This is a genomic window from Ensifer sp. Root142 (assembly GCF_001426785.1).
Taxonomy (GTDB): Bacteria; Pseudomonadota; Alphaproteobacteria; order Rhizobiales; family Rhizobiaceae; genus Ensifer; species Ensifer canadensis.
Window position 1 is genome coordinate 272,870 of the sequence record NZ_LMFK01000044.1, and the last position, 18,744, is coordinate 291,613.

Here is an 18,744-nt window from a genome sequence, read left to right on the forward strand (position 1 = left end):
CAGCTGCACGCCGTTGACGAGTATTCCTGCATCTCGCAAAGCCCATAGCAAAACAGGCGGCCATTCAAAGTGCTGCAGCGACTTTGCGCGTCTGATTAAGACGCGCGGCGCTGTACGCGAACCGGATCGCCGCGTTTTCAAGCGCAGTGACGGCCAGTTGGAGGCAGAACGTCCGCAGGCTGCCGGCGTCGGGCCGCGAGTGGCGAGCGGCACGGCTCCCTTGCCTTCTGCGGCAAGATGCGAGCAGCGCTACTCCGCGGCGTGCGCCTTTACCTCCAGCGCCTCCAGCTCGTAGGAATAGCCTTCCAGCATTTCATAGGCCTGCTCGATCGTCTTGATCTGCTCTTCGGTGGTCTTGATCGCCTCGGCGATCGAGCGTGAGCGGGCGCGCAGCATCGAGCCGAGGACGTCGGTTTCCGGCCGGCGGCCGAGGCGGTCGAGGTGTTTTCGCACGCGGGCGCGGTGGCGCTCCAGCTCGAGGATGTGGAAGCGGCTCTTGACGATATCGTCGGAAAGCTTGCGGCGCATGGCGGCGACGGGGTCGAAGCTGCCGGGCTCGCGCTCGTCGAGAATGAAGTCGTTGACCAGGGTCTCCAGCATCATCAGGCCCTTGAGGTCGCGCGGCTCGGCGAGCTGCGGGTCGTAGCCGGTGTCGTCAAAGACCTTGCGGCGCACCGGATCCTTCAGGAGATCATAGACCGCCTGCAGCCGGGCGAATTGCTCGGCATCGCCGCCCGAGTCGGGATGGGCCGCCTTGGCCGCCTTGCGATAGGCCGTGCGGATGGCCTGGTCGTTCGCGTCGCGGTCCACGCCAAGCATCTCGTAGGGATCGATCACGCTGCCCCCTGTTCGTCTCGCATTCCGATTTCTCCGCCTGACCTAACGCACGCAACCGAAGACCGGAACCAATCACCGGTAAAGCCTGCGCGTTATCCCAAACTTGTTCAAGTGCTGATGCGGCGTGATGGGATCATCACCGCATCCGGGCGCCGCGTTCATCAAGTCGAGGCGCGCCGAAGCACTCGCCCTTCCGACGCGGCGGCGCGCACGTTCGTCCGTGGTCGGGACGAAATTGTGGTCGGAAACGGGCCGTCCCCGATTTTTCCATGCAGGACCAATGGTTACGGCGCAAACCGACCACGTGACCTGCGTCGCCCGCAACAGGAGCGATGGCCGGAAGGCGGCCCATCGAAGGGCGACGCACCTTGGCGCACGCGGAAACCGATGCGCGTTCGGCCCGCTTGTTCGGCTGCTTATCGGCCCGCGCGTGGCCGCGACAATCAACGGACGTCGCCATCAACGGCCCTCACACGCACTCCGCCCGCCGCGGGTGACCTTCGCTCTTTTCTGCGGCACGCGCCTGCCCCAAAACCTTGGTCGCCTCTTCCACTTTTGCCGATAGCGGCGATGGTTGCCCGCTGAGGAATGACACCAAGATCGCGATCATCCAGCGGCCGGAACGCGGCAGTCTGCAACATGCTCGCCGATAGCCCGCCCGGCTCTGCGTCCCCTCGCCGTTCGTCTGCACCAAGCGGCAGCCGCTACAGCGCCGCGCGTCTAATCAGACGCGCCAAGGTCGCTGTGGCGCTTTGAATTGCAGAAGCCCAAAACCCCTGAGAATGCTGTGGTTGGCGGCACATTTTCCCGAAATAAGCCGCGCGAATGGCTCTTGCGTTTTTTTGCAAATACTGTCACTGCTGCTACCGTTCGGGCGTTTTCAATCCCGGAGACTGGACTTTCTCTTTTGTGCCCGGCTTGCCGGGCCGGCCGGAAGCGGCAAATGGACGTTCTTTCCCCGTTATCGTGACTACTCGACGCCTATCCGCTTGTATGCGGAAGACGACACACCCACATCCTCACGGGGGCGCGGGTATAGCTTTAAGACTGAAGGAAAAGGACTTCTTCCATGGCCACTAAGGGCACCGTAAAATTCTTCAACCAGGACAAGGGTTTTGGTTTCATCACGCCGGACGGCGGCGCTAAGGACGTATTCGTCCACATCTCCGCTGTACAGGCCGCTGGCCTTGCTACGCTGAAGGACGGCCAGGTTGTCACGTTCGACACCGAAGCTGACCGCATGGGCAAGGGCCCGAAGGCCGTCAACATCCAGGCTTCGTAAGCCGGATCGTCCGACTGGACTTTTTGGAAGCGGCGCTCCCCAGGGGGCGCCGTTTTCGTTTGGGCTGTTGGTTTGTGTCGGGGCGGGTGCCGACGCATTGGCCGGAAGCCGCCTTCGCTTCGACCGAGGAGACCTCGGCATCCGCATCCGCAAGTATTCGCGGGGCGGCCAGGGGGATCATCGGCTCAAGGCCGAGGATGACAGCGGTTCAAGGCTGAGTATGGCGCCGGCTCAAATGAGAGACTCGCGTCGGTGTGAGGACGACGGCCGATGTTGGCGGGTCCGCCAGCTCTTTTCATTTGGCCTCAGGCGTTCTCGATCACCGTGAGGATCGACAACACACCATGTGGCCAGCAAGCGGGGCCACCGCTCTGCCTCGAACAAGTCGCCCCTCATTTCTGTGCTCGTCACAGAAATCCAGCAGCGCCGCGTCCGCGGCGCAAGGTTGCAGCTGTAGGCGCAGTCCCTAGTCGCCATGTGAGACATTCCGGCCGTGCCGACGCTGGCCCTCTGCGACATGCAGAGGATGACGTTCCGCGACGTCTCCGGACCTACTCGGCCGCCTGCTTTGCGGCTGCCGCCTCGAACACGGCATCGAAGGCGGCGTGGATGACCTCCGGCCCAGCCCCTTGGCGGGTGGCGTCAGACGACAGGATCTGGCGGTAGCGCCGTGCACCCGGCCAGCCCTGGAACAGCCCGACCATATGCCGCGTGACATGGGCGAGCCGGCCGCCATTGGCGATGTGGCCGGCCGCATAATCGGCCATCGCTTCGCGCAATTCCGCCCAGAAGGACAGGTCCAGCCGGTGGCCGCGCTCTGAGAAGTCGGCAGCGTCGTGAATGAGCGTCGGCGCGCCGGTCAGCGGATGCGGGAAAAAGCCATCGACCGACGAAAGCATGGCGCTGTCGTGATAGGCGGCCCGACCGAGCATCACGCCATCGAGATGCTTGAGCTCGTCAAGCGACTGATTCAAAGTCTGAAGTCCGCCGTTGAGGCCGATGAAAAGATTAGGGTTTTCAGCCTTCAGCCGGTGCACGAGAGCGTAGTCGAGCGGCGGGATGTCGCGGTTTTCCTTGGGCGAGAGCCCCTGCAGCCAGGCTTTGCGGGCATGGACCCAGACCGCGTCCGTACCGGCGTCGACGACGCGCGACACCAGATCGCGCAACGCCACTTCCGGATCCTGCTCGTCGACGCCGATGCGGCATTTCACCGTCACCGGGATCGTGACCGTGGCCTTCATCGCCGCCACGCATTCCGCCACCACGCCAGGCTCCTGCATCAGGCAGGCGCCAAAAGTGCCGGATTGCACCCGGTCGGACGGGCAGCCGACATTCATGTTGATTTCGTCATAGCCGAACGCTTCGGCAATGCGGGCCGCCTCCGCCATCTTGCGCGGATCGCTGCCGCCCAGCTGCAGCGCCACCGGATGCTCCGACGCATCAAAACCGAGCAGCTTCACCCGATCGCCCCTGAGGATCGCGTCGGCGACGATCATCTCGGTATAGAGCAGCGCATGCCGCGAAAGCCGGCGCGCAAAAAACCGGTAGTGCCGATCGGTCCAGTCGATCATCGGCGCCACGGCGAAGATCGGAGCCTTGAAATACGCTCTTCCGGCCGCAGATTTTGCTGCGTTCTCAGTCATTTCTTCTGTCTCTTGTTCGCTCGCGGCGGCAAAGGGCAGCGCGATGGCCACGCGCCCGCCGACGGCCAGCGTCTTGTACCGTTGCCGGCTTATATAATGGCGCAGGCAAGAAAGCGAGCCTTTGACGGGCAGCAAGGCTCCTGGCTGCGGATCGCCGTCATCGGGCGTGGCTGCTCACGCGAACGGCACGGCGGGACGCTTCGGATCAGAAATGCCGGCAACGCCACGGGCTGTTGCGACAGACGCTTCATTTCGCGCCAGAGTTTCTGGCAGACTTTGATGGCTTGCGCCCTGCCGCCTGCAAGACTTGCGTCGCGACATCCGAAGCCTTCGTCGGGCGGAGGCAGTTCGGCGGGGCCGGAAAGCCGGGCGCAAAAACGCACCAAAAATGGCTCACGCTCGAGCCGTCATCCTTGATAAAAAATCACAGGCGACTCGATCGGGGACCATTCATGCAAAATGTCACATTTGCTTTTGTGCTGGGGCTTGCGACGGCGGTTGCAACAGGCGCCTGGGCTCAGCCATTCAGGTCCCCGACCGCGCTCATCGAGGCGCTCTATGCGCCATATCTTGGCGACGGCGACACCTCGGAGCGCGACGCGTTTTTCTCCAACGATCTCACCAAGCTTTACGAGACCGACGCGGAGAAGAGCCAGGGTGAGGTCGGCGCCATCGGCTTCGACCCCGTCATCAACGGGCAGGATTGGGACATCGCCAACCTGCGCATCGGCAAGGCCGAAATCACCGGCCCATCCGCTGTCGTCACCGTGCGCTTCGAGAATTTTTCGGCGCCCGTCACCCTGCGCTACAGTCTGATGAACGAAGCCGGAAACTGGCAGGTCGACGACATCGAAAGCACCGAGGGCGATACCCGGTGGACGTTGAGCGAGATCTTCGCCAACGCGCAATATTGAAGCGGTAGATATGGCTCGAACCGCAGCACGGAAACGAATTCGCAGGTGGCCGGGCCGCGCAAACAACCAGACGCAAGCATCTTCGGCTTGACAGGCGGTATCACAGGCGATTAGGGCAGCGTCCCTGTATCGATACAGAAGGCAGGAACAAGGGAAGACGGCATGAAACGTGCGATCGTGGCACTCCTCACCCTCCAGCTCGCGGGTTGCCAGTCAGTGGCGCTCGAGGATCAGGAGATCGCGAAGCCGAAACCGCCTTCCGTGCCGACGCTCTCCGGCACCGATCTTCAGGCCCTTATCGTCGGCAAGTCGCTGCGCTACACCATTAACGGCGTCGTCTCCTCCTATTTTGCCGACGGCCGATATGGCTACCGCGATTACGAAGTGCGCGACGGCGGAACCTACACGATTGCGGGCGACGAAGTCTGCATCACCTTCGAGGATGGTGGCAGGCGCTGCGACCAATTCGCCCGGATCGGACCCGACTATGTCAGGATCGAGGAAGGCGGCCGCCAGACCAAGGTGGCAGGCGTCGGACCGGCCTGAACCGGCGACAGCGCTGCGGGCACCAGCGTCGCGGCAATGCTTCAGAAAGGCGGAGATGCCCGCGCTCGAAATTCGCCCTGCCCGTCCAGACGAGCGCCTGGCGCTGATCGAGCTTTCTCTCCAATCCGCTTCGCGAACCCCTTATTCCCAAGGGGTTCTATTATGGGGGGTTATGGCATAGTTCGCCGGGCACCGGGGCTTGGGTGCCGGGGGAGAAAGACGTGAACCCTTTGCGCTCGACACAATGTATCGCGCTGTCGCAGCCTGATATCGACACGCTGCAGCGCGTCTTCGACAACATCTGCGCCGAGCAACACTGGCCGCGCGACAGCGCCCGTGCCCGCCGCCATGCACGCATGCTGATCGACGAATATCTGGCCGGCACGACCAATGAGCAATTGCTGCTTGTCGTCGGCCGCTTGTTCGCCTCACGCTTGGCGGAGACATCGACCTCGGCCTAGGGGCGAAGTCCAGCGGTTGTGCTTCGGCAAGACGCACCCGGAAAAGCTGCTTACAAAAGCGTTATCCTGCGCTACATTAGCACAGTTGACCCTTGCCGCGTGGGAGGAGCCCTGTCGCAAGCAGTCGCGATGCCGACATTCATTGAGATGATCTCGAGGAGGAGACGCATGCATCAAATCATCTGGAACCAGCCGATCGAACTCGACTTCGTGACGGGCGATGTCCGCACCGTCAAGGGCCCGTCAGACGCGCTTGCCTGCCTTGCCGACCATTGGCCGCGGCGCGGACCGAGTTACGTCGCCGCCCGCAGCGCCTGCCGCGCCGCCATCGACGGCCGTCGCACGGTGGAAGAAGCGCGATCGCTGTTCATCTCGGCTGCAAATGAAGCCGAATTGAAAGCGCATTAAGAGGCATTTGCCACCCGCATTGAGTGCCCTGCACTCGCCCCTTGCCGTTGGCATGCGAAGAGCACGCCGGAGGGCCTGTTGATTGGCATCTGCGCCCTCTTGGAAGAAATGACTTGCGGCGGCGCGATCGCGCCCCAGACAGTGCCTGAGCATGGCATCCGGTGGTGGAGTTACCGTGCCGATTCGGCGCAGCATCTTCAAATAGCACGCAAATTTCCCGGAAATGGCCCGATTTCTGTCGTGAAGCCTTCATTTCTCTGCGCTATATCATGAGGTGCCTCACAAAAACCAATTTCGAAGCGTCTGAGTCCCATCAAGGGAAAAAGCATAATGTCCCAGAAAAAAGGGACAACGAAAACGGGAGAGATATCATGAGCGAGCAGAATCTCTATCGCATCGTTGAAGTCAGTGTGAAGCGCGACGGCGATCGTCGCGATGTCGGCATCATGACCGTGCGCCAAGCCCTGGAACTTCAAGTACCGAGCCTCGAATACAGCCATCCGGAACTGAACTCTCGGTCGGATGGACGGTTTCTCACGCGCGCCCAGTTGCAAGCCTACGCCTGCTGCGCCTGAGATAAACCCTTGCAGCACCCGAACAGGGTGTTAACGTCCGGCTGGGATTCGAAACAGCCGGACAATCATGCAAACAGTCATTCCACCTTCACCACCCGTCCTGTTGCCGATCGCCGGTAGCCTCGTGGGTTTTCCGGTGCGCCGGGTCTATTGCGTGGGCCGCAACTATGCGGCCCACGCCATCGAGATGGGTCACGACCCGGATCGCGAACCGCCGTTCTTCTTCCAGAAGAACCCGGACAACCTGCTGGTGGCCGATAAGACCTTCCCCTATCCGCCGCGCACGGCCGATGTGCACCATGAGGTCGAGCTGGTTGTCGCCTTGAAAAGCGGCGGCGCCGACATCCCTGTCGAACAGGCGCTCGACTGCGTCTACGGCTATGCTGTTGGCATCGACTTCACCCGCCGCGACCTGCAGGCCGAGGCCAAGAAGGCGGGCAAGCCCTGGGCAGCGGCCAAGGCCTTCGAACATTCGGCGCCTGTTTCCGAGATCGTGCCGGTCGAGGCGATCGGTCATCCCGTCAACGGCAATATCTGGCTGAAGGTCAATGGCGAGCTACGCCAGCAGGGCGATCTCGAGCAGATGATCTGGAAGATACCCGAAGTCATCTCGGAGCTTTCACGGCTGTTCACGCTCGCCCCCGGCGACATCATCATGACCGGGACCCCTTCGGGTGTCGGTCCGGTGGTGCGCGGCGACGCGGTGACCTGCGGCGTCGATGGCGTCGCGGCGCTTGCCGTTACCGTTCTCTAAGATCGGAGCGCTTCCGCTTTCGTTTCGGAACGCATCGCGGAAGCGCCCCATCGCATTGTCTTGACGCATCTCCCGATAAAGGAAGCGCTGCACGCGGTTTCAGGGAATGCTCCAACAACAAGGATTGCCCGATGCCGCTCTATGCCCTTGGACCGCTGCGTCCGCAAACGCCTACTGAGGGCAGCTACTGGGTGGCGCCTGATGCCAACATCATCGGCCAGGTGGAAATCGGCGAGGATGTCGGCATCTGGTTCGGCGCCACGCTGCGCGGCGACAACGAGCTGATCCGGCTCGGCGCCCGCACCAATATCCAGGAAAACACCGTCATTCACGTCGACCCCGGCTTTCCCGTGACCATCGGCGAAGGCTGCACCATCGGTCATGGCGCCATCATCCACGGCTGCACCATCGGCGACAACTCGCTGATCGGCATGGGCGCAACGGTGCTGAACGGTGCGAAGATCGGCCGCAACTGCCTGGTCGGCGCAAATGCGCTGGTGACCGAGGGCAAGGAGTTCCCCGACAATTCGCTGATCGTCGGCGCGCCCGCCAAGGCCATCCGCACGCTTGACGATGCCGCCGTCGAAGGGCTGAAGCGCTCGGCCAGCCACTACGTCAAGAACTGGCAGCGCTATGCGATGCAGCTGACGAAGCTCGACTAGAGCGTTTCCGGTTTAAACGGAGTCACAAAACGCTGACGGAAAACCGCTTCGCACTTTTCCTGGAATTGCTCTAAGCGCGACGAGCCCGCCGCGCTCAGTCAGGCGCAGCTCTGGCAGTGACCACGGATCTCGATGGTGGTCTTTTCCGTCTTGAAGTTCTGTGCACGCGTCAGCGCCGACAACCGCTGCTCGATCGCGGTGTCGTGGAACTCGGTTACCTGCCCACACCCCTCGCAGATCGTAAACGCCGTGACCCCGTGATCATGCTCGTGCTCGTGCGGGCATGTGCAGGCAACGAAGGCGTTGAGGCTTTCGAGCCGGTGCACGAGGCCATACTCGAGCAGCTTGTCGAGCGCGCGATAGACCTGCAGTGGCGCGCGAAACCCCTGGTCGCGCAGCTTGTCGAGGATTGTGTAGGCGCTCAAGGGGCCTTCGGAATGGCTGAGCGCATTCATCACCATCGTCTGGTTCTTGGTCAGTTGCGGGGTCGTCATCAATGATGCCCTCCAGGCGTGGAATGAGACGCTGTCTCCAACCGACGCCGCCCGATCGGCAGCAGACTCAGTACGAAAAGCGCAAGTGCAGCAACGACGATAGACGGTCCCGACGGCGTGTCCCAGTGCAGCGAACCGAAAAGCCCACCGGTAACGGCAAGCGCACCGATCACCGAGGCAAGAACCGCCATTATTTCCGGCGACGTCGCAAAGCGGCGGGCTGTGGCCGCCGGGATGATCAGCAGCGAGGTGATCAAGAGGATGCCGACGATCTTCATGGCGATGGCGATCACCAGCGCCATCAACAGCATGAAGAACAACCGCGCCCGCTCCGGCTTCATGCCCTCGGCCTCGGCGAGTTCAGGATTGACCGTGGAGGCCAGCAGCGGCCGCCAGAGATAGACGATCGCGAAGATCACCAGGATGCCGCCGCCCCAGATGATGTCGATGTCGGATTCCGACACAGCGAGAATGTCGCCGAAGAGAAAGCCGACGAGATCGATGCGCACCCAGGTCATGAAGGCGACGATGACGAGGCCGATCGACAGCGCCGAATGCGACAGGATGCCGAGCAGCGCATCGGTCGACAGCGCCCCGCGCCGCTGCAGGAACAGCAGTAATATCGACACGGCAGCCGCAACGATGAACACCGCCACCATCAGGTTGAGATCGAGAAGCAGCGACAGCGCCACACCCAGCAGCGCCGAATGCGCCATGGTATCGCCGAAATAGGCCATGCGCCGCCAGATGACGAAGCAGCCGAGCGGCCCCGCCATCACGGCGATACCGATGCCGGCGATCAGCGCCCGGACGAAGAAATCGTCAAGCATCGCGCTTCTCCTTCACCTCGAAGCCATGCAGGCGGGTGTGGTGGCCGCAGCCGCAATCCTCGCCATGGTCATGCACGTTGTCGTCCTCGTCGTGGTGATGGCCGTCGCCCGGGTAACAGTGCTCGGTGATCGAACCATCAGCATGCAGCACGCGCCCGTCAGGCAGATGCGTGTGGTCGTGATTGTGGCTGTAGACCGCAAGCGTGCTGGCAGCGCGCCTGCCGAACAGCTTCTGGTACTCCGGGCTCTGGCTGACGGCCTGCGGCGTGCCGCGGCAGCAGACATGGCCATTGAGGCAGACGACCGTGTCGGTTTCGGCCATGACGATATGCAGATCGTGCGAGATCAGCAGGATGCCGCAGCCGGTGCGGTTGCGGATCTGCTTGATCAGTTCGTAGAGCGCGATCTCACCGCTGAAGTCGACGCCCTGCACCGGTTCGTCGAGCACCAGCAGGTCCGGCTTGCGGGCGATCGCCCGCGCGAGCAACGCCCGCTGGAATTCACCGCCCGACAGATGCTGCACCTCGGCTTTCGCCAGATGCAGAACGCCGGTCGCCGACAGCGCCTCCTCGATCTCCCTGCCCTTCAGCGGGCCGGTCAGCGTCATCAGCCGTTCGACTGTCAAGGGCAGCGTCCAGTCGACTGCAAGCTTCTGCGGGACATAGCCGACCTTCAGGCCCGGCTTGCGCTCGACAAAACCTTCGTCGGCCTTCAGCACGCCGATCGCCGTCTTCGCGGTCGTTGACTTGCCAGAGCCATTGGGGCCGATCAGCGTGACGATCTCGCCCGGGCTGATGGAAAACTCCACGCCACGCACCAGCCAGCGGCCGTTGCGGCTGACGCCGGCATTGTTCAACCGCACCAGCGGTGTCGTTTCTGGGGATCGGAAATTCAGCATCAAAAAATTCCGGATTGGCGGTTGCCACTGGCTATCGCACACGTTATAGCATAACGCAATTGATGTAATAACATTACATTGAAACATCGACACGTTCAACCGGACGTGTGCTCGGTGTTTCAAGTGTCCGAACTGCGCCTGTCCCTGGCCGAAAACGATAGTCGGTTCAGGGCCTTGCGTGACATTCAAGCCCGGAGAAACCGATGAAATCGTCTTCCGCCCTGCTCTTTGCCTCCACAATCCTGCTGTCTTCGCCCGTTGCAGCGGCCGGCCCCAATGTGGTGGCTTCGATCAAGCCTGTCCACTCGCTCGTCGCTTCGATCATGCAGGGCGTCGGCGAACCGTCGCTGATCGTCGAGGGTGCTGCTTCGCCCCATACCTACAACATGAAACCGTCGAACGCCGCGGCGCTGCAGGCGGCCAAGGTGGTCTTCTGGGTCGGCCCGGGGCTCGAAGCCTTCCTCGACAAGCCGCTCGATGCGCTGAGCGGCGGCGCCAAGGTGGTGGAGCTCAGCGAAGCGCCGGGTCTTGAGAAGCTGAAGTTCCGCGAAGGCGGCGCCTTCGAGGCGCATGATCACGACGACGAGGGCCATGGTGAGGAGGGCCACAAGCACGCCGAGGGCGAAGCGGAACACGACGATGCCGCAGCTCCCGAGGCTGCTGCCGCAGATGACCACGATCATGCGCATGAGGGCCATGATCACGAAGGCTTCGACATGCACCTGTGGCTCGACCCGCAAAATGCTAGGGCGATGGCAGCCGAGATCGAAAAGACGCTCACAGAGGCCGACCCGGACAATGCCGGCGCCTACAAGGCCAATCTCGAGAAACTCAACCAGCGCCTCGACGCGCTGGACAAGAGCCTGGTCGCAACCGTCGCGCCGGTGAAGGACAAGCCCTTCGTCGTCTTCCACGATGCCTATCAGTATTTCGAGCATCGCTACCAGGTGCGGGTGGCGGGCTCGATCACGGTCAGCCCGGAGGTTCTGCCCGGCGCCGATCGGCTGTCGCAGATCCACGCCAAGATCAAGGAACTGGGTGCGACCTGCGTCTTTGCCGAACCGCAGTTCGAACCGAAACTGATCAATGTGGTGATCGAAGGCACGCCGGCGAAATCCGGGACGCTCGATCCAGAGGCGGCCACGCTCGATGCCGGGCCGGACCTCTACTTCCAGCTGATGGAAGGTATCGGCACGTCGCTCAAGACCTGCCTCGCCTCGGCAAGCTGATCCGTGCTCCCAAGGCGGCATAGCCGTCCTCCCAAGGCGGCAAAGGCGCGCCACGCGCCGCCCCTCTCCGTCATGCTCGGGCTTGACCCGAGCATCCAGCGTGCCTCCCTGTGGGGCTTTCAGCCGCTGGATCCTCGGGTCAAGCCCGAGGATGACGAAAGGACAGATCAAGCCCCGGAAGTGACCGGCGGACAGGTCTAACCGATGACTGAGACCGGTCGAGGCAGGACCGGCGCACAAGGCCGAAGCCTCGCGGCCGATGGCAAAGCCAGTCCACGAGCGACCGGATTGTTCAGGCGGGCGTAAGCGTCCGCCTTTTATAGGCGCGTCAAGCGTAATGGTATAACATACAGGAAACAACGATGGAAAGACTTCCCGTAACCGTGCTGTCCGGCTTCCTTGGCGCCGGCAAGACGACGCTGCTCAACCATGTGCTGTCCAACCGCGACGGCTTGCGTGTAGCCGTCATCGTCAACGATATGAGCGAGATCAATATCGACGCCGCGTTGATCCGCGACGGCGGCGCCAACCTGTCGCGCACCGAAGAGCAGCTCGTTGAAATGACCAATGGCTGCATCTGTTGCACGCTGCGCGACGATCTGCTGCGCGAAGTCCGCGATCTCGCCGAACAGAACCGCTTCGACTACCTGCTGATCGAATCGAGCGGCATTTCCGAACCCCTGCCCGTCGCAACCACCTTCGATTTTCGCGACGAGGATGGCGAAAGCCTTACCGACGTCGCCCGCCTCGACACCATGGTCACCGTGGTCGATGCCGCCAATCTGCTTGCTGACTACTCCTCGCTCGATTTCCTTGCCGATCGCGGCGAGACGGCAGGCGAAGGCGATACCCGCACATTGGTCGACTTGCTTGTCGAGCAGATCGAGTTCGCCGATGTCGTCGTGCTCAACAAGATCGGCACGGCTACATCAGAGCAGCGCGATGCCGCACGCAAGATCATCGTCGGGCTGAACCCGGATGCGCAGCTGGTGGAAGTGGATTTCGGCCAGGTGGAACTGCGCGACGTGCTCGGCACCGGCCGCTTCGACCTTGCCAAGGCCGAACAGCACCCGCTCTGGTACAAGGAGCTGCATGGTTTCAAGGATCATATTCCGGAAACCGAGGAATACGGCATCCGCTCCTTCGTCTACAAGGCCCGCCGCCCGTTCGATCCCACCCGGTTCCAGGCGTTTCTCAATCGCTCCTGGCAGGGCGTGGTGCGGGCCAAGGGTTTCTTCTGGCTGGCGACGCGACCCTATCATGTCGGCGAACTGAGCCAGGCCGGGCCGCTGGTCAGAACATCAAAGATGGGCCTGTGGTGGGCGGCAGTGCCTAGGGAGCAATGGCCGCGCGACCCGGGCTTCCTGAAGGCTGTCGGTCCCTACATCGATCCCGTCTGGGGCGATCGCCGCCAGGAGATCGTCTTCATCGGCGCCGACCCCATGGATCAGGCGATGCTGACGGCCGAACTCGACGCCTGCCTGGTCAATGACACCAGCTTCCAGCCGGACCGTTGGCGGGATCTGCCCGATCCCTTCGCGAACTGGTCGCAGCGGGCGGCCTGATGCAGGCGGCCGGTCCAAGACCACGTCGACCGCGCTCCACCTGCATGGGCGTCAATGCCGCCGGCAGGCCCGTGCCGATGTTCGATCCGTTCTTTGATGGACAGGATAATGGGGAGGAGGCACTCGCCCCGCCCGGCCCGCTGGAGCGACTGCTTTTCGGAGAGCGGGGTCGGACTGAAGCCGCGGACATTCCGTCGCTGCGTCGAACGACGGTGTAGGGAAAATCGAAGGGGTAGCCATAAAGCGCCCCCGGACTGCTGACAAAGTTGCCGCTGGTTATCTGCCGACCATTGGCAAGCTCAAGGCGATCGGAAACTTCCTTCATTCCTGTGCCTGTCACAGGAATCCAGTCAGCCCAAGTCCTTGGGCTAAAGGGTCTTTTGGCCCGACAGACGTCGGGCCACTGGATCCCCGCCACAAGGGCGAGGATGAGGAGAGCGGGTTTCGCCCTTCGTCAATAGATTCTTTCAGAGGCTGTAATAAGTTTGAAGGGGCAGCCCGAAAGGCTGCCCTCGATCAAATCGTTCAACGCGCAGACGTCAGGCCGACGATGACGCCGGTCGCAAGGCTGATCAGCAGGAAGTCGTTGTCGACACGCACCCACTGCTGGCCGCGCGGCGGCTGGCGCAGCTTGTAGCGGCGATAATCGCGCACCTGCGCCATGTGGCGGCGCTCGGCGGGGCTCAACCGATGGCCGCGCGACCAGCGTTCCTTCTTCTTGACGATGACACGCTTTTCGATTGTCACGTGCTTGTCGACATGCCGGTCCACGTGGCGGTCGACAGGTCGACGCTGATAGCGGTCGTAGTTCTGTGCGACCTCGAAGGAACCTGCCGGCTGGGCAAAGGCTGCTACCGGTGTGATCAGGAAGGAGCTGGCGACCAGAGCGGTCAGGAGACGTTTCATCGGGGTATCCTTTCGTTATTTGCACCCCGAAAATAGGTCCGGCTTCCTGAACCGAATATGAAACGCTACATTACAAATACGTAATGATATCGAGTACTTATAAGCGTTACCTTACAGACTGATATTCTCACTCTGAGAGGCTGACGTAACGGAACAGATCGAAATCCGCCGCCAGTCCCGCACCCGACGTGTCGAAGGCGAACATGCCGGCGAAAGCGCCGGTAAACGATCCATGTTCGCCGCGGCCGCCCTCGTCCGACACCACGCCAGCGTCGAGCACCGGGCCGAGGGCCTGCCAATCGACCGCCCCGTCTGCGCGCCAGAAGAACTGCAGGTCATTGTCGCGGATCTCCATGGCAAGCCCGATCGGCCCTCCGGGCACGGCGATGCCGCTTCCGACAGGAAACTGCAGCCGGCCAAGCGGGAAGTCGCCCGGGCAGGACAGGATCGTCAGCGTCCGCCCAAGAGTCTCGTGCCAGGTGAGGCCGAGCGCATGAAACTTGTGGCGGTTGTAGTAGTGCGTCAGCCCGGCGACCTGCTGATAGGTCTCCGGCGCGAAGTCGACCAAGGTTTCAGCGCGGAAAGAATGATGCTCCTGCCGGCGGGCGACCAAAGCCTGCTCGAACCAGCTGCCGATGCTTTCGCGGGCAAAGAGCCTCAAGTGCCCTGCCCGCCTTTCCAGCGAAAAGATCCGCTCCGGCAGCGGCGTGCGCAGCCACTGGAACTCGGCCGGAAGCGCGGCCCCATCGAAATCGGTTTCGACCACGCGCGGCTCCACCAAGGCCCCGACCGGGCCTGGAGCTGCGACCAGGACTTCGGGAACCGGCCCGCCGTTTTCGAGATAGAGCCAGCCGTCATCGCGCCAGACGCATTTCTGCAGTGCCGTCTCGCGGCCAAGCGTGCAGCGACGCTCCGGCGGCAGCGGCCGGCCGCAGAGATGGGTGTGATAGGCTTGCCCGTCCGGCGTCTCGACATATTGCCCGTGCCCTGCGCGCTGCAGCGGCGCATCAGGGTGATCCTTTGACGTGATTAGGTAGGTATCGGGATGGATTTCGTAGGGACCGTCGATCGTGCGCGACCGCGCCATGGTCACGGCATGGTCGTATCCCGTGCCGCCTTCCGCCGTCGTCAGATAGTACCAGCCATTGCGCTTGAAGAGATGCGGCCCTTCGACCAGACCGAGCGGCGAGCCGGCAAAGATGTTCTTCACCGGCCCGGCCAGCCTGCGCGCGCGCTCGTCCCATTCCTGCAAGAGGATACCGTCGAAGGCCGGATGTTTCGGCGAGCCGCCTCTGCGATGGTTCCACTGCATGTTGAGGAACCATTTTCGCCCATCGTCGTCATGGAACAGCGACGGGTCGAAGCCGGAGGAATTGACGTAGACAGGATCGGACCAGACGGCTTCGATCGCCTCTGCCGTGACGATGTAGTTGTGTGCGTCCTTGAAGTTGCCGTCGAAGCGCTTGACGTCGGTATAAACAAGGAAGAACAGGCCGTCGTTATAGGAAAGGCACGGCGCCCAGACGCCGCAGCTATCCGGGTTGCCACGCATGTCCAGCTGGCTTGCCCGCTCCAGCGGCCGGCGCACCAGACGCCAGTTCACCAGATCGCGCGAATGGTGGATCTGCACGCCCGGATACCACTCGAAGGTGGACGTGGCGATGTAATAGTCATCGCCCACCCGGCAGATGGACGGGTCCGGGTTGAAGCCGGGCAGGATCGGATTGCGAATCAGGGCAGTCATTCCTCGGGCATCCTCCAATTGTCGGCCGCATCCAGCCCCAAACCGCCGTGATTTTCAAGACTGCAACGTTACAGTTGGTGACGTAGCCCACGACGCGGCACGAGTGGTTCACGCAGTATTGCCATTTGCGCCCTTCACATCTGCAGTGAAACCCACTGGCGATACTGGTTGGCACCCTGTTGTGCACAATGATTGGGCAATCGCCTGACAGCTCCATTCGACTTTAGTCTGGGGTGGCGGAACTAACCGGGAAAATCGAGCCTCGGACTTGAACGCTGGCTTGAAATCGGCACTCTGGTTGTGCTTGGCACAAAAACCAAAACAGCCACTGCGGGGAGGAAATCGATGAAAGCGTTACTCGGCTTCAGCCGACTCATAGACACGACGACCGAGTTCATCGGCAAATCGGTGTCCTGGCTCATTCTGGTCGCTGTGCTCGTCAGCGCCGGCAATGCCATCATCCGGAAAATGTTCAACATGTCGTCGAACGCCTGGCTCGAGGCGCAGTGGTATCTCTTCGGGGCGGCCTTCATGTTCGCCGCCGCCTATACACTGAGCCAGAACGAACACATCCGCATCGACGTCGTCTACGGCCAGTTCTCGCGCCGCGTGCAGCACTGGATCGACCTGTTCGGTCACGTCTTCTTCCTGATGCCGTTCGTGCTGCTGATGCTCTATTACTTCGTGCCCTACGTGAAGATGTCCTACATCTCGGGCGAGGGCTCCTCCAGCGCCGGTGGCCTGATCATCTGGCCGGCCAAGGCCATCCTGCTCTTCGGCTTCCTGCTGCTCGCCTTCCAGGGCGTATCCGAAATCATCAAGAAGGTCGCGATCATGACCGGCAACATGGACGACCCGACACCCTATGTGCCGACCCATGCACCGCTTGACGACGTCGTCGCTCCGGAGGCCCGTCCATGATCGAATTCATTGCTGAAAACCTGGCACCGATCATGTTCGTCTCGCTGATCGTGTTCCTGCTGCTGGGCTATCCCGTCGCCTTCTCGCTCGCCGCCAACGGCCTCCTGTTCTTCATCATCGGCGTGGAGCTCGCTCCGCTGTCGGATTCGATCAACCTGTCCTGGCCATTGCTCAACGCGCTTCCCGACCGGTTCTGGGGGGTGATGTCGAACGACACATTGCTTGCCATCCCCTTCTTCACCTTCATGGGGATCGTGCTCGAGAAATCGGGCATGGCGGAAGACCTGCTCGACACAATCGGCCAGCTCTTCGGCCCGATCCGCGGTGGTCTCGCCTATGCGGTCATCTTCGTCGGCGCGCTGCTTGCAGCCACCACCGGCGTGGTTGCAGCCTCGGTCATCGCCATGGGCCTGATCTCGCTGCCGATCATGCTGCGCTACGGCTACGACCGCAGGGTCGCATCGGGCGTCATCGCTGCCTCCGGCACGCTCGCCCAGATCATCCCGCCATCGCTCGTTCTGATCGTTCTCGCCGACCAGCTCGGCCGCTCAGTCGGCGACATGTATGCCGGCGCGCTTATCCCGGGCCTGGTCCTGACCGGCCTCTACATGATCTATATCCTGATCATGACCTTCGTCCGGCGTGACTCGATGCCGGCCCTGCCGCTGGCCGCCCGCACACTCGGCTCCGGCGTCACCTCACTGATCGTCGCGCTCATCGTCGCCGGCGCCTTTGCCTACGCGGCGCATATCTATCTCTATCCGACCCATGGCGAGAACGCCGACATCCTCGGCGCCACCGTTGGCGTCGGCTTCATCTACGTCGTCGCTCTTCTGGATCGCGGCTTGAAGATCAATGCGATGTCGCGGCTTGCCCAGCAGGTCATCATCGTGCTGATCCCACCGCTGGCGCTGATCTTCCTCGTGCTCGGCACCATCTTCCTCGGTATCGCCACGCCGACAGAAGGCGGCGCCATGGGTGCGGTCGGTGCACTGATCATGGCGGCGGCCAAGGGCCGCCTGAGCATGGACGTCGTTCGCTCGGCCCTGGCGGCAACCACCCGGCTTTCCGCTTTCGTGCTGTTCATCCTCATCGGCGCCCGCGTGTTTTCGCTGACCTTCTACGGCGTCAACGGCCACATCTGGGTCGAACACCTGCTGACGGCGATGCCGGGCGGCGAGACCGGCTTCCTGATCACGGTCAACCTGCTCGTCTTCTTCCTGGCGTTCTTCCTCGACTTCTTCGAGCTTGCCTTCATCATCGTGCCGCTCTTGGCTCCGGCCGCCGACAAGCTCGGCATCGACCTGATCTGGTTCGGCGTGCTGCTCGGCATCAACATGCAGACCAGCTTCATGCATCCGCCGTTCGGCTTCGCGCTCTTCTATCTGCGCTCGGTCGCGGCCAAGGTGCCCTATCTCGACAGGGTCACCGGAAAGATGACACAACCGGTGACGACAGGGCAGATTTACTGGGGGGCTGTGCCCTTCGTCGGCATCCAGATCATCATGGTGGCGCTGACGATCATGTTCCCGCAGATGGTCATGCACTACAAGGGAAGCGGCGAAGTCATCGATCCGAACACCATCAAGATCGAGGTGCCCGGATTCGGGACCGGTGGCGGCGGGCTTACGCTCCCCGACAACGGCGGCGGCCTCGGCCTTCCCGGCGGTCTCCAGCTTCCGGGCGGCAGCCCGCTCGACCAGAAGCCGGCGGACCAGAACGGCGGGGCTGGCGCACAACCGCAGACGGCGCCGTCAAACGACCTGAGCCAGCCGCCTTCGTTCAAGTAACGTTCGGCTTATGCAGACAGAGGGCGGCCCCGTAAAGGGCCGCCCTCTCAGCTTGCTGCCCCCCGAAGATCGCTTTCTGGCAAACGGGCATCCCATTTTCCCTCATCCTCGCCGTTGTGGCGGGGATCCAGCGACCTGACGTCCGTCGGGCCAAAAGACTCTTTTCAGCCCAAGGACGTGGGCTGACTGGATTCCTGTGACAAGCACAGGAATGATGGAGGTTTTGGATGGCGTTCGGGCTTTCCCCCGCAAACTTGCGATGATCGAACATGCCCTTGTCGGCAG

General features: G+C 62.3%; 19 protein-coding genes. 12 read left to right on the forward strand and 7 right to left on the reverse strand.

Translation table 11 applies throughout. The features are described 5' to 3' along the window. Window positions 1-249 precede the first annotated feature (249 nt). Window positions 250-819 (reverse strand): J domain-containing protein, encoded by a 570-nt coding sequence (locus tag ASD52_RS29840; RefSeq protein WP_107027611.1) that lies wholly within the window; start codon window positions 817-819, stop codon window positions 250-252. A gap of 1,087 nt (window positions 820-1,906) precedes the next feature. On the opposite strand from ASD52_RS29840, the gene ASD52_RS29845 reads away from it, so the two are divergent. After that, complete coding sequence (locus ASD52_RS29845) at window positions 1,907-2,119, forward strand: cold-shock protein (protein ID WP_025427309.1); 213 nt, start codon at window positions 1,907-1,909, stop codon at window positions 2,117-2,119. Between the two features lie 551 nt (window positions 2,120-2,670). Here the strand turns inward: ASD52_RS29845 and dusA are convergent. After that, on the reverse strand, window positions 2,671-3,762 hold the full coding sequence (dusA, locus tag ASD52_RS29850; protein WP_025427310.1) for a tRNA dihydrouridine(20/20a) synthase DusA: 1,092 nt from the start codon (window positions 3,760-3,762) through the stop codon (window positions 2,671-2,673). A gap of 452 nt (window positions 3,763-4,214) precedes the next feature. On the opposite strand from dusA, the gene ASD52_RS29855 reads away from it, so the two are divergent. The 7 genes from ASD52_RS29855 to ASD52_RS29885 all read left to right on the forward strand — a co-directional run bounded on the left by ASD52_RS29855 (window position 4,215) and on the right by ASD52_RS29885 (window position 8,082). Beyond that, window positions 4,215-4,676 (forward strand): DUF3828 domain-containing protein, encoded by a 462-nt coding sequence (locus tag ASD52_RS29855; protein WP_057214286.1) that lies wholly within the window; start codon window positions 4,215-4,217, stop codon window positions 4,674-4,676. A 162-nt stretch (window positions 4,677-4,838) separates the two neighbouring features. Continuing rightward, the gene (locus ASD52_RS29860; RefSeq protein WP_057208715.1) at window positions 4,839-5,222 is read left to right on the forward strand and encodes a hypothetical protein; all 384 of its coding nucleotides are present in this window, start codon (window positions 4,839-4,841) and stop codon (window positions 5,220-5,222) included. A gap of 221 nt (window positions 5,223-5,443) precedes the next feature. Beyond that, window positions 5,444-5,683, forward strand: coding sequence for a hypothetical protein (locus ASD52_RS29865; RefSeq protein WP_171519872.1), 240 nt, complete (start codon window positions 5,444-5,446; stop codon window positions 5,681-5,683). A 168-nt stretch (window positions 5,684-5,851) separates the two neighbouring features. Beyond that, complete coding sequence (locus ASD52_RS29870) at window positions 5,852-6,091, forward strand: DUF982 domain-containing protein (protein ID WP_025427314.1); 240 nt, start codon at window positions 5,852-5,854, stop codon at window positions 6,089-6,091. A gap of 371 nt (window positions 6,092-6,462) precedes the next feature. Beyond that, the gene (locus tag ASD52_RS29875) at window positions 6,463-6,666 is read left to right on the forward strand and encodes a hypothetical protein (RefSeq protein WP_025427315.1); all 204 of its coding nucleotides are present in this window, start codon (window positions 6,463-6,465) and stop codon (window positions 6,664-6,666) included. A 67-nt stretch (window positions 6,667-6,733) separates the two neighbouring features. After that, window positions 6,734-7,420 carry a fumarylacetoacetate hydrolase family protein gene (locus ASD52_RS29880; protein ID WP_025427316.1) on the forward strand — a complete coding sequence of 229 codons (687 nt, stop codon included), beginning with the start codon at window positions 6,734-6,736 and terminating at the stop codon, window positions 7,418-7,420. A 131-nt stretch (window positions 7,421-7,551) separates the two neighbouring features. Continuing rightward, entirely contained in the window at window positions 7,552-8,082 is a 531-nt protein-coding gene (locus ASD52_RS29885; RefSeq protein WP_025427317.1) for a gamma carbonic anhydrase family protein, read from the forward strand. 98 nt (window positions 8,083-8,180) lie between these two features. On the opposite strand, the gene ASD52_RS29890 is transcribed toward ASD52_RS29885, so the two are convergent. Genes ASD52_RS29890 through ASD52_RS29900 form a run of 3 tightly spaced genes read right to left on the reverse strand, consistent with a single transcriptional unit; the run spans window position 8,181 to window position 10,304 of the window. Beyond that, window positions 8,181-8,576: a Fur family transcriptional regulator gene (locus ASD52_RS29890; RefSeq protein WP_025427318.1), complete on the reverse strand. Its 396-nt coding sequence runs from the start codon at window positions 8,574-8,576 to the stop codon at window positions 8,181-8,183. Beyond that, window positions 8,576-9,406 (reverse strand): zinc ABC transporter permease subunit ZnuB, encoded by an 831-nt coding sequence (znuB, locus tag ASD52_RS29895; protein WP_025427319.1) that lies wholly within the window; start codon window positions 9,404-9,406, stop codon window positions 8,576-8,578. Before znuB ends, ASD52_RS29890 begins: the two co-directional genes overlap by 1 nt. Then, window positions 9,399-10,304, reverse strand: coding sequence for an ATP-binding cassette domain-containing protein (locus ASD52_RS29900; protein WP_025427320.1), 906 nt, complete (start codon window positions 10,302-10,304; stop codon window positions 9,399-9,401). Before ASD52_RS29900 ends, znuB begins: the two co-directional genes overlap by 8 nt. 203 nt (window positions 10,305-10,507) lie before the next feature. On the opposite strand from ASD52_RS29900, the gene znuA reads away from it, so the two are divergent. Together znuA and zigA are read left to right on the forward strand one after the other, a co-directional pair. Beyond that, complete coding sequence (gene znuA, locus ASD52_RS29905) at window positions 10,508-11,533, forward strand: zinc ABC transporter substrate-binding protein ZnuA (RefSeq protein ID WP_025427321.1); 1,026 nt, start codon at window positions 10,508-10,510, stop codon at window positions 11,531-11,533. Between the two features lie 362 nt (window positions 11,534-11,895). Beyond that, on the forward strand, window positions 11,896-13,098 hold the full coding sequence (gene zigA / locus ASD52_RS29910) for a zinc metallochaperone GTPase ZigA (protein ID WP_025427322.1): 1,203 nt from the start codon (window positions 11,896-11,898) through the stop codon (window positions 13,096-13,098). Window positions 13,099-13,623: 525 nt separating this feature from the next. On the opposite strand, the gene ASD52_RS29915 is transcribed toward zigA, so the two are convergent. Next, window positions 13,624-14,004 carry an RcnB family protein gene (locus ASD52_RS29915; protein WP_025427323.1) on the reverse strand — a complete coding sequence of 127 codons (381 nt, stop codon included), beginning with the start codon at window positions 14,002-14,004 and terminating at the stop codon, window positions 13,624-13,626. Window positions 14,005-14,131: 127 nt separating this feature from the next. Next, the gene (locus ASD52_RS29920; protein WP_025427324.1) at window positions 14,132-15,748 is read right to left on the reverse strand and encodes a glycoside hydrolase family 43 protein; all 1,617 of its coding nucleotides are present in this window, start codon (window positions 15,746-15,748) and stop codon (window positions 14,132-14,134) included. Between the two features lie 345 nt (window positions 15,749-16,093). Here ASD52_RS29920 and ASD52_RS29925 point away from each other — a divergent pair, with 345 nt between their 5' ends. After that, window positions 16,094-16,669, forward strand: coding sequence for a TRAP transporter small permease subunit (locus ASD52_RS29925; RefSeq protein ID WP_025427325.1), 576 nt, complete (start codon window positions 16,094-16,096; stop codon window positions 16,667-16,669). Beyond that, window positions 16,666-18,459 carry a TRAP transporter large permease subunit gene (locus tag ASD52_RS29930; RefSeq protein WP_025427326.1) on the forward strand — a complete coding sequence of 598 codons (1,794 nt, stop codon included), beginning with the start codon at window positions 16,666-16,668 and terminating at the stop codon, window positions 18,457-18,459. Before ASD52_RS29925 ends, ASD52_RS29930 begins: the two co-directional genes overlap by 4 nt. The last annotated feature ends 285 nt before the right edge of the window (window positions 18,460-18,744 follow it).